This is a genomic window from Dyadobacter sp. SRI_021, from assembly GCF_057586235.1.
The window spans coordinates 1-10,525 of record NZ_JBYCZM010000027.1; the positions used below are offsets into that span (position 1 = coordinate 1).

Annotated in this window: 10 protein-coding genes; 1 reads left to right on the forward strand and 9 read right to left on the reverse strand. The window is 46.2% G+C overall.

Annotated features, from left to right (window positions below; translation table 11 throughout):
• Positions 1–858 precede the first annotated feature (858 nt).
• The 7 genes from AC2YIT_RS31890 to AC2YIT_RS31920 form a co-directional block, all read right to left on the reverse strand.
• Positions 859–1,680, reverse strand: coding sequence for a DDE-type integrase/transposase/recombinase (locus AC2YIT_RS31890; RefSeq protein WP_487281894.1), 822 nt, complete (start codon positions 1,678–1,680; stop codon positions 859–861).
• Positions 1,681–1,784: 104 nt separating this feature from the next.
• Positions 1,785–2,321 (reverse strand): class I SAM-dependent methyltransferase, encoded by a 537-nt coding sequence (locus AC2YIT_RS31895; RefSeq protein ID WP_487281895.1) that lies wholly within the window; start codon positions 2,319–2,321, stop codon positions 1,785–1,787.
• Between the two features lie 801 nt (positions 2,322–3,122).
• Positions 3,123–3,965 carry a helix-turn-helix domain-containing protein gene (locus AC2YIT_RS31900; RefSeq protein WP_487281896.1) on the reverse strand — a complete coding sequence of 281 codons (843 nt, stop codon included), beginning with the start codon at positions 3,963–3,965 and terminating at the stop codon, positions 3,123–3,125.
• A gap of 98 nt (positions 3,966–4,063) precedes the next feature.
• Positions 4,064–4,969 carry an alpha/beta fold hydrolase gene (locus AC2YIT_RS31905; protein ID WP_487281897.1) on the reverse strand — a complete coding sequence of 302 codons (906 nt, stop codon included), beginning with the start codon at positions 4,967–4,969 and terminating at the stop codon, positions 4,064–4,066.
• A 147-nt stretch (positions 4,970–5,116) separates the two neighbouring features.
• On the reverse strand, positions 5,117–6,046 hold the full coding sequence (locus AC2YIT_RS31910) for a hypothetical protein (protein ID WP_487281898.1): 930 nt from the start codon (positions 6,044–6,046) through the stop codon (positions 5,117–5,119).
• An 89-nt stretch (positions 6,047–6,135) separates the two neighbouring features.
• The gene (locus AC2YIT_RS31915; RefSeq protein WP_487281899.1) at positions 6,136–6,459 is read right to left on the reverse strand and encodes a nuclear transport factor 2 family protein; all 324 of its coding nucleotides are present in this window, start codon (positions 6,457–6,459) and stop codon (positions 6,136–6,138) included.
• An 80-nt stretch (positions 6,460–6,539) separates the two neighbouring features.
• Positions 6,540–7,328 (reverse strand): SDR family oxidoreductase, encoded by a 789-nt coding sequence (locus AC2YIT_RS31920; protein WP_487281900.1) that lies wholly within the window; start codon positions 7,326–7,328, stop codon positions 6,540–6,542.
• 129 nt (positions 7,329–7,457) lie between these two features.
• Between AC2YIT_RS31920 and AC2YIT_RS31925 the strand changes: the two genes are divergently transcribed.
• Positions 7,458–7,820, forward strand: a complete 363-nt coding sequence (locus AC2YIT_RS31925) for a winged helix-turn-helix transcriptional regulator (RefSeq protein WP_487281901.1) — start codon at positions 7,458–7,460, stop codon at positions 7,818–7,820.
• Here AC2YIT_RS31925 and AC2YIT_RS31930 read toward each other — a convergent pair.
• Positions 7,792–9,042 carry a condensation domain-containing protein gene (locus AC2YIT_RS31930; protein WP_487281902.1) on the reverse strand — a complete coding sequence of 417 codons (1,251 nt, stop codon included), beginning with the start codon at positions 9,040–9,042 and terminating at the stop codon, positions 7,792–7,794. The genes AC2YIT_RS31925 and AC2YIT_RS31930 overlap by 29 nt on opposite strands.
• A gap of 1,178 nt (positions 9,043–10,220) precedes the next feature.
• Positions 10,221–10,525 (reverse strand): hypothetical protein (locus AC2YIT_RS31935; protein ID WP_487281903.1); only part of this gene is annotated, 305 nt, incomplete at its 5' end.

Here is a 10,525-nt window from a genome sequence, read left to right on the forward strand (position 1 = left end):
TACAATACGTGCCCCGGCGGTACTCCGCCTCCGTAAGATTCAAATACTCTCTACCCAGCTACCTACGTACCAGTGCCTATGCCATTCTTGGCATAGGTCCTACTAGGCAATTTCAATACAACGAATATACCGTCCATCCTCTTCCTACTGCACTGTTGCACCGAAAGTTTGAGAATGCTAAATCTTTCTCGTATAAGACGGATGGGTTCATCCGCAGCTATACGAGAAAGGCTCACATCTCACGATTTGGCGCCCAATTGTCAAACGGGACTATTGTATAAAAGTATTGGGCGATCAACGAGTGACAAAAATTATCTATGGATGAAGCTGATTCCCAGCGGCACCTTTAAGATCTCAAATTCTAATAACTTCTGGTATAATTGTAAGCTTTCCCGATTCGGGAAAGCTTACATAACCTTGATTCTTTTTTCTAACATTTACGGACTGATTTATCGCAAGATAGTGTAAGTGTCCCCAAGCAGGTATGACGTGGTTCCGTTTTGGTTTACACTTCTTGCTGGTTAGTAATTAATTTTAGTTCTCTTTTTCAACCAGTTTTTCGATAGTAATCAGCCTCGAAAGCTGCGGGGTTACGGTAGTTTAAAGAAGAATGTAACCGCCTCGTACTGTAATAGCCGTCGATGTAGCGATCCGCCGCCGCTGTCAAACAGTACTGATCGCAAATCCACCAAGTTACTGTAACCTCCTTTCGGGATTTCCAATTCAGCCTTTAATCGACTCCATAGAGACACTGCGCATGCGTTGTCATAGGGATCGTCAGCACGGGACATACTTTGTCTCAGCTTGAAAGTTTCCACGAGCAATTTCATTCTGCGTGACAGATATTGGCCTCCCCGGTCAGACCGGGTCGCCGGAGCGATGATTTATTAGCCCTGGTTTAACTCCTCGTCTCAACAGCGCTTTCTCCAAAGGCTCTCTCACAAGGTTTTCCTGCATATGCTCCTCAATCTTCCAACCGACGATCTGGCGGGAGAAAAGATCCATCCAGATGCACAAATACGCCCATTTTCCGGTCTCTAATGGCATGTAAGTGATATCCGACACCCATACAGCATCGGGGTGATCTGGCTTTGGCTGATTGAGCAGCAGATTATCGCAAACCCGTTTGCCGTGCTTACTGTCAGTAGTCCTTGGGATGAATCTGGGAGGCTGGATCGCTCTCAGGCCCTCTTTTCGCATGATTTCAACAACCTTTCGGCGACCGATTCGGATACCTTTTTGCTTCAAAGATTCCTTAATTCGTCGACTCCCGTAACGTTTCATGTTACGGATAAATTCGATTCGGACTTCGTGCTTTGGCCGGTTGTATTTCTTGTCCGCGTTATGACTTTCCCCACGCCTGTATCGGTAGTAGGCAGTCCTGCTGGCGTCAAATAATCGACACAGGTAGCTTACTTTATTAGTCTTCGACAGCACCTGATGGTTTGCGGTTGCGGGCCGGGTGATTTCAAATTGGAATTCTGTTGGCCATTGCGCCTGTAAATTGGAGATGACTTCGTTGATTTGCTGGTACCCGACAATCGCCGGACCGTGATCAGATTCGTAAAAGTGAATATCCTCAGCGTAAACGTTTTGCATGGCCTGCAACCTACGTTCCGCGTTTCTATCATTCCAAATAACTAAGAGGCTGTCTTCCAAAAGTTGTGCTGCATTTTCCATGTTGCTTATGTTTTGTACGATGCAAAACTAGCGGTGTCTGATAAAGCGGCCTTTGACCTAAATCACGGAATTGCGTTGATAAATGTCAATCGACAGATTTGGTATCAGCTTATTGACTGGACCGGGGATGTAACTAGCGCACCATAGAGCATCGCGGAACCATACAACGACCTGCGTTCCCCAAGTTTTGATATCGTATAAGTCCCGACACGGTCGAAAAGGCTTTTTAGACCTTTGAAGCCAATGGGATATGGCACCCAGGGATTGGATGCTGTTGTGTCATACTCGACAATCAAAAACCTTCTACCTTTAATAAAATGGTTTTCCAGACGCCGGATTAAGGATTCTTTATCCCTGATGAAATGAAGGGAGTTCGCCATCAGGATCCCGTCTAATCTCGCCACCTCCAACGCCTCTTTTTCAAAATCGGCCTCGATGAATTTGATCGAAACCTGGTTGCTCATTTGTGGCGGAAGCTGTTGGGTGTTTTTGTCCACGCCCGTAATCTCGCTGTACGCTGGCAGCATCGTCGCCAGGGCTTCGGTGAAAGTCCCCGTCCCACAACCCAAATCTAACCAGTATTGCGCATGCTCACCATTGGCTCCGCCATCGATTAGTTCTATGGCCTCTTGATTTGTCATGATTTCCAGATAATTAATTGCTATGGTTGAGAATCAAGCCGTGCTCAGGCTATACTGCCTAAGCAACAAATATAAGAGACAATGACCCAGGGGAGTATGACCAGCCGCGCGATTAAGTTAAATGCAGGGTCGCCCACCATATGTATGGTGCGCAATGAATGCCGAAAAGAAATGTTGACCTATATCGCTCAGAAACAGTATTGAGTTCCCTTTTCTAAGCGCTAACCAAACTAGTTCACGTAAGCCAGGTTACCGAAAAGGTTACCAGATATTTTGACCTGAATTGAGTCAAAACTATACGTAAATCTTTTTACGAAATCACAACAGCGACTGTTATGAATGAAAAAAGCGCTATATGAAGCGCTATCAGTTGTCCCGCTGGGAACAATTTGAATCTTGAAAACGCTTGTATATCAATTACTTGTAATTCCAATCAAAATAGGTAATCGAAACGGTAACCGATTCTTTTAGCTTGCTTTAATGGATTTCTAGATTCTTTACGTCTAAGCAAATATAATAAAAGGATAGATTTCGTCGATACGATTTTGATCTCCATATCCCAATTTCGATTGCTAGACAAATCTAACTTGCTTTGGATGATTCGCCGTCATTTTCATTTAATAGCTTTGGACACTCTTTCGCCCGAAATACCTACACAGAAAGCATAAGCTAGTATAGACTGCTTGTGACGTGTCGCGATGTTCATCAGACTGCCGACATGTAAGCAATTCCGTAGACCACTGAATAAGTTACGCATGCGACACATCGATTCCAATAACTGTTTTCAAAGCAGTTTCAAGCCTAAAAGTTTGCCCGAAAACTTGATGGGGATTCACCCGTTTTTGTCTGAAACAGCCTACTAAAATATGCTGGGTCACTATACCCGAGTTCGTAAGCAATCTCTTTTGCTGTTAGCGAAGTATGGACTAACAAGCGTTTCGCTTCCAGGATAATTCGATTTTTAATCACCTCATTAGGTTGTGGTAACCGTAATCGGTTGAACTTATGCGTGATCGTTTTGGGCGCCATGCAAAGAAAATCAGCGTAATCTGCGACGGTGTGTTTGGATTTATAATGCTCCTCTACAAGCCTGGTGAATTTGCGGAAAAATTCCAGATCGCTTTGCTGGTCAGTTACGTCATGGGTCAAATGTTGCCGTTTCCAGGAGCGCGTCGCGCGGATGAGGAGTTGTTTAAGGTAAGTCCGCATCATTTCTTCCAGCGAGCTGTCATTCAACTGAAATTCCCCGATCATTTCCTTAAACAAGCCTCCGAGAAAAGCGATTTCATTTTCCAAGAGCTCTACTTTGGGCATGTTCCTGATGTTGTTGAAAAGTAAACCATCACAGGCAACTTCCTGATCGTGAATCTGAATGCAGTAAAAATCGCGGTTGTAAAAAATGAAATAACCACTTTGCTCACCAGCGATTTCCAGTTCAAGATATTGGTTTGGGCTGATAAAAAACAATGTAGGCTGCTGGGTATGGTAACACGCAAAATCAACCCTAAGCTTGTAGCCAGCGGGCAGATATAGGATCTTGATGAATTCTTTATAGGCTGGTCCGTTGATGATCTCCGTTTGCTCCTTGCTTACTTGCAGCAGTCCCAGCGTTTTTAAATTGTTATTGAAAACGGTTGTACTCATGGCTATATACGCTTGTGAAATGGCTTGGGACTTTTTGTCTCAAAATAGAGAAAAACCCGTGAAGCGATCATTCGCTTCACAGGGACAATTTGTTTTAATTAGTTTCTGGCAAACTTTTCAAGCTCGGAGTTGAATTTATCCATTTCTTCCAAAAACAACCCGTGTCCGCCTTTTTCAAATTTTACAATGTAAGATCCTTTGATGGCTTTGTTAAGCTGTTCAGCCTGAGCGTAATCACACAATTTGTCATTTACACCGTGGAATATCGCAACCGGCATTTTGATTTTTCCAAGCACAGGGCGTAAGTCAAGATCACCCAATGCGCTGATAGCCTGAGTAGTAGCGTAAGGTGATGCATTCAGGTTGATGCTTTCTAACCATTTGATCGATTCCGGTGAAAGTCCGCCTTCCTGGCCTTCGAATGCTTTTCCAAATCCTGCTACCAATTGTTCCCGGTTTGTTTTGGTCTGTTTGATCAGATCGATAGCACCTTGCTCAGTGATGCCGTAAGGATGGCCTTCGCGTTGCTTCCATGATGGACCGGTTGCGCCGAACACGGCTAACTTTTTGATATGTGCCCCATTATATTTGGTTATATAGTGCAATGTTACCGCGCTTCCCATTGAAAATCCGCCTAATGTTGCGTTCTCGATTTTCAGTTTTTCCAAAACCACCTTAATGTCGTCGGAGAAAGTATCGAAGTCGTATTTTCCGTAAGGTCTGTCCGATTTTCCGAAACCGCGGAGGGAAATGCCGATGACCCTGAACCCTTTTTCAACCAGATACTGGTATTGATATTCATACATCTCGTTGTTCAGCGGCCATCCGTGGATGAGTACGACGGGCTGACCTTCGCCCAGGTCGATCACGTGCAGTTTTACATTTTTTTCGACTTCAATGTATTCTTCTCTTCCAAATGCTGCGGGCTTACGTGTTTGTGCAAAAAGGGATTGGCTTTGGATAAAAGTGAAAAGGAATGCGATAGTCAAGGCAATAGTTTTCATCCGAGTAGTAAGTTTGAGTTTTGAGTTAATCTGCTAACCATTAGTAGATTGTCATTGTGTTTTGACATTACAAAGGTGGCAGGTTAAACCGCGCAGAAGAATGGATAAAAGTCCAAGCTCCTTGTACATTTTTCCCGTAAGATGAAATTATGGCTGGTAGAAAGCCGCTAACTGCCCCAATCGCCTTTTGACCAGCGGATTTTTCATGGGTTCAAACCGGGCCTTTTCCACATTATTTTTGGTAACAACCACATAAAACGGTTGCTTTAATCGGGTGGTCATGTGATAGATTGTGACCAGCTCGGCGGCATCCTCAGACCACGCAGCCATTGCATACAAGGAAGGAAAAGGCGTTTTCGAAAGCTTCGCATAAACATCCGGCGCGAAGCTGATCGAAATTGGCTGCCCGCTCCGGAACCGAGTATGTTCAAGCAATGAATCAATGTATGGTTCGGTGGGCTTATTCATCAATCGCCAGACATCTTTTGTGAACGCTGTCGGCTCCACCACTGCATCTGCATCTTCTGGATGCGGGGTAATCCCGGTTACCACATCGACAATGTGCGTGGCCTCGTGCAGGAGCACATAAATGATCGCGTCCAATTTGCCGCCTTCCACGCGCACCTGGTAATTCGAATCCGCAGTGGGCGTGAAGCAAGTATTCTCTTTCCACGTCGCCCATTCTGAAACATTTTCATTCAATAAGCCGCCTCGAAAAGTGATGTTAAACATTTTAATCCCGCCGACCGGATCAACCGGCGAGGTCAATGCGGTGTTGGGCATATTATCCATAAAGCTGATGCTGAGCAAATGTTGTTTCAAAATCCGCTGGTGGAGCGGTGGCAACAAGGCAAACGCATTGCTCACTTTTTCTTTTTCTGCCGACGTCAGCGTGTGGTTAACTGGCTTCATCCCGGCGTCGCGGAACATTTTAAAGACACTTTCAGGGGCAATTTTGACCCGTTGAGCAGGTTCCGCATTGTTCACGACATCTGCCTTTTGCGCAAACGTGGATGTTGAGAAACACAGCAGTACTAAACCTGCAACTGTCGATGTGAACCGCAATTTTCTGATCATTTTTTAAATTAAAGTAAAATGTTCGCAGGATTGCTTCGCCAAGGTCCAAACTTTTGCTAAACAATCCCGCAAACTAATGTAACAGGCTGTTACCCTGTAATTTTCAACGAACTAATCAATCCATTTTCCATAGCAAGGTGGTATTGCATCACTGCCGGGCTGCCCGGAAACGTGCCGCTTGTTTCCACTGAAAGCGTTCCTTTTGTGCCGTTTTGCGTGAAATCAATGGGCGTCACTTGCATATTATACTTTTCCGTCGCCTTGTGTATCCAATGTTTGATTTCCTCTCTACCGGTGTAGGACGAGCCTTCGTCGAAAACGGTTGCGTGTTCTGTGAAATAACTGGCAAATGCTGCGCTGTCTGCTTGATTTTGTGCTTTGATAAAGCCTGCTATGTTTTCAGGAAGTTTCATGACTATGAATGGTTTATGTTGTTAAACAAATGATTTTGGTATTGGAAAAATGAGAATGGAGTAAAATGGTCAATGCTAGCTTAAATCGTGCGGACTGTGCCGCCGTCGATGATGTATTCGGTCCCGGTGAGATAGCCTGCTCTTGGCGAGACCAGGAAACCGACCAACTCAGCAATTTCCTCCGGCCAGGCTGCTCTGCCAAACGGAATGCCGCCCAATGCATCGATGACGCTTTTTTCAGCCTCCTCCATCGTGACGCCTGAACTTTCGGCAATGCGTTTCAGCATTCGGGTTGACGAGCTCGTCATGATCCAGCCCGGCGAAACGGTGAGCACGCGTACGCCCTTCGGGGTGACTTCATTCGACAAGCTCTTGCTGTAATTGACCAAGGCAGCTTTCGCTGCCGCATAAGGCAATGTGGAATCGTACAAAGGCAGCTTCGCCTGAATGGACGCTATGTGAATGATCACACCTCCGCGCTGCTCGATCATGCCGGGCAGGAAGCCGCGGTCCAGTCGCACGGGCGCCAGCAGATTGTTTTGAAAGGATTCTTCCCAATGCTGGTCGGTGAGCACCGCAAAGCCGCCGCCCGGCGTTTCCGATCCGCCCAGGTTATTGACCAGAATATCCAGGCGACCGAATCGTTTCTGAATCTCTTCCACCACTTTTTGGGTGCCTTCGGGTTTGCTTAAATCCGCCGATATAAAATGAATGCCGTTTCCATGGTCTTCGGGATTGTTTCTTGCGGTAATGGTTACCGTTGCGCCCGCTTTTAAAAGGCGGTCTGCAATGGCTTTTCCGGTGCCTTTTGATCCCCCGGTTACAAGCGCAATTTTGTCTTTTAGTTCGTTTTCGAAATTGAAATCCATGTCCTTGCTGGTTTTGTTTAGGACAAATTTCAGCACTATGCTACCTGCTGACAAGTACGGACTTACGATTCAGATAGGGATAAACTTATCCCTATTGAACCGCCAAAGGCATATGTTTATATTTGCAGAATGTACGAAAGAAAGACAATGCCCAACCTGAATTGCGGGCTCGACCTGATCGGTGAAGTGCTATATGGCAAATGGAAAATCAGGCTTTTGTGGTTCATTCACCAGGGCTTCCAACGCCCCAGCGAGCTGCAACGGAAAATTCCGGATGCATCCCGCCGGGTATTGAATGTACAATTAAAAGAGCTCGAGAACCACGAGCTGGTTGGGAAAATCATTTACCCTGTCGTTCCGCCCAAAGTAGAATATTATCTTACCGATTTCGGGAAATCATTGATCCCGGTCATCGGTGCGATCGGCGCGTGGGGCGATCAGAATGAGCAGCGCTTGCGGAAGCTTATCGAAAAGAACATACTGTCTTCGTAACCACATTTTCCTGACAAGCCTTTTCCAGGATTCGCTCCATTTCATCAAGCAGGCCAGGAATCGGCGTATCGCTGGTATTGGTCAGGCCAAGGGAACCATTGGTTGTCAATGCGCCGATTGTCTGCTCCATTCCCTTTCCAGACCGAACCATCGGACCATACAAGGCTTCAAGCTTCAATGGCCCGAACTCAGTTTTGTATCTCACCCGCACAAGGTTAGTAACCATAATGTGGTGGTTAAATGCCTGTTTCAATGCATCCAGCATTTGCTGCATATCATTGTGACCGAAAACCAGATCGCGGAAAAACGAAAGATAGCCGGTTGTATATTCCACAGAACCGGTCCCGCCGAGCCCGGCCTTCGCCAACCTTGCCAGATCCCAGAAGGATAAATGACGCTGGTTTTCAAAGAACACGGACTGCGTAGTAATGTTCAGCCCAAAGTTATCGTCCAGATCAAGCGCTGCCCTGGTGCAAACAGGCGAAACCAGCTCCATTCTAGTCTCGTCCCATTCCGGACGCAGTTTTCTTGAAGCGATTAGCACGGCCGCACAAATGCCACCATGAACGCTCGTATTTTCCTGCCGTGCGCGTTCAAGAAGGTTGTGGGTTGTGGTTTCAGCAATGCGGTGCGACGAAACCAATGGGTTAACCACATCGGTCTTCATTTTCAGCTCGAGGACCTTCTCAACAACCTGGGCAGGCACATCTTCCCCAAGGCCGAGGGTTTCATCGTTAGACACTTGCGGCTGCATTAATTCCAGCTTTTTTCCGGTAACGGCAAGCAATATATCCCGGGTCAAATAGCTCAATGATGTGCCATCGGCCACGGTATGGTTTGCAGTCAGGATCAGGATGGTGCGGTCTATCTTTTGAACCAAAACAACCCGTAGCAATGGGCCTTCGGCTGTATTGAACCTGATGGAAAGCTCCTTTTCAACTTCCTGTTCCCAGCGATAGTTCTGCTCTGCATGCACCACACGGAGCGGAATGTGCAGATTGTCTGCATGTTGTAAGCTTGGTCTCCCCAACTCGTCGAGCACCACCTTTACAGAAAGGTTTGGATGGCGTTGCTGAGCCATGTCAATGGCTTTCCGCCACTTTTCAACGGGTTGTGTTCCACAGATGTCGGCGGCCAGGCAGAAGTCTTTTGAATCAATCTGATCCAGCAGCCAAAACGTTTTTTCGAATGCACCTAATGTGCGGTTCTGTTGTCTTTTCATTATGCATTGAGTTGAAATGAGGGGAGCGGCACCGCGCCGTTTCCCTTAAACTGAATGCAAAATTGGCAGGCTGAAATGTGGGAGAGAATGGACAAAAGTTGATGAGGCAGGTACATTTCGCCAATTCGTACCAGAAACCCATCGGTTAATCCAGTGCCATTGTTCGGGTTAAGATGCCCCTCTTAATAAATGGGCGATTTTCCTCTCCCCATTCGTTCATCTGGCTCAAAAGAGGCATCAATGGTTCTCCGCGCTTGGTCGGGCGATAGTCGAGGTTTTTGGCTTCCTAATCAATATCGCGGTTGTGATTACCTGTCTGGGATTATTTAAGGTAGCGAAATTCGCGGGTTCCAAACGGACGACTGAAATAGTGATCAGGAAGGTAATCAGCACAACGACTGGTAATCTGGTGGTCTGATTGTTCAGGAGTATTTTGAACTTATCATCGTAGCTATCGCCATTAGCCTGCCGGTACATACTTCCAGGCCAGTACGTGGCTCGATCATTATGTGACGCGGGCATCGCTTACACCGTACCTCTTCTTCGGCCCGGCGCTGACAATGCTACTGATGGTGCTAGTGTCAATCGGTATGAAAACCATTGCTACCGCATTACTCGACCTAGTTAACTCGCTCAGGAGTGAATGATCCATTTTTTAAAATTTATAAGGTCTGTGCGTTTCATCTATTGATGGCGCGTCTTGAACAGACGTGAAGAGAATCAGATGATGAACCATGTTGAGCCGCCTTTCAGCATTTACTTGTCGATATCGATAAACAAATGCGTTTCGTTACTCAGGAAAGAAGGAAGTTAGGGGTTTTCGTTGGCCCCTTACCAAACCGTTTTCATACATATTACTGGACGCCCCGTTTTTGCTCTACTCCGAAGTCCCACAAATAGTCATTTTTGATTTTCAGGCAAGATAGTTTCATCAAGCAATTCATTGCAGATGATACTCAGCAATGGCGGGACTTTACTGGCGGAAATCCGGTTACTTCGAATTAAAGAGCTGTTGCTTTATCTATTTCAGTCCGATCCAGAAAGGTTTCACGCAATTGAGATACTGACCCGTGACAAGCAGCAATTGCAGATCAAGAAAGTTGTCGAAAGCCAGATCGGTCAGCCAACTACGGTGGACCACCTGGCATTTCTCTGCCGCATAATCCTTTTCAAGCTCCTTAGTACAACCTGTTCATTCTTCGCTGCTTCCTGAATTGCAAAATCGAGCCTGCGATAAAGAGCACAAGAAGTATGAGAAGGGTTTTTGCAATCAATGGGTCCTGAGGCCCGTTTGCCAGCGGATGTCCCACCGGAACACGAGTAAATGTTTCGTTTACAGTTGGAAGCAGCGAAAGGAAGAAGCTGAATGAAAGAAAAAAGTTTTCAAAAAACCGCGACCGGTTGTTTCCCGGCTTCTTTGCAAACAGATAGTAAGCCGCCACTATCAGTATCACAATGAACAGTGCGAGAATGTGTCCAGGAT

Coding starts and splice junctions, on each gene's coding strand:
- AC2YIT_RS31890 (WP_487281894.1), bottom strand. CDS start 1,680: ATGGAAAATGCAGCACAACTTTTGGAAGACAGCCTCTTAGTTATTTGG.
- AC2YIT_RS31905 (WP_487281897.1), bottom strand. CDS start 4,969: ATGAAAACTATTGCCTTGACTATCGCATTCCTTTTCACTTTTATCCAA.
- AC2YIT_RS31895 (WP_487281895.1), bottom strand. CDS start 2,321: ATGACAAATCAAGAGGCCATAGAACTAATCGATGGCGGAGCCAATGGT.
- AC2YIT_RS31900 (WP_487281896.1), bottom strand. CDS start 3,965: ATGAGTACAACCGTTTTCAATAACAATTTAAAAACGCTGGGACTGCTG.
- AC2YIT_RS31915 (WP_487281899.1), bottom strand. CDS start 6,459: ATGAAACTTCCTGAAAACATAGCAGGCTTTATCAAAGCACAAAATCAA.
- AC2YIT_RS31910 (WP_487281898.1), bottom strand. CDS start 6,046: ATGATCAGAAAATTGCGGTTCACATCGACAGTTGCAGGTTTAGTACTG.
- AC2YIT_RS31930 (WP_487281902.1), bottom strand. CDS start 9,042: ATGAAAAGACAACAGAACCGCACATTAGGTGCATTCGAAAAAACGTTT.
- AC2YIT_RS31925 (WP_487281901.1), top strand. CDS start 7,458: ATGTACGAAAGAAAGACAATGCCCAACCTGAATTGCGGGCTCGACCTG.
- AC2YIT_RS31920 (WP_487281900.1), bottom strand. CDS start 7,328: ATGGATTTCAATTTCGAAAACGAACTAAAAGACAAAATTGCGCTTGTA.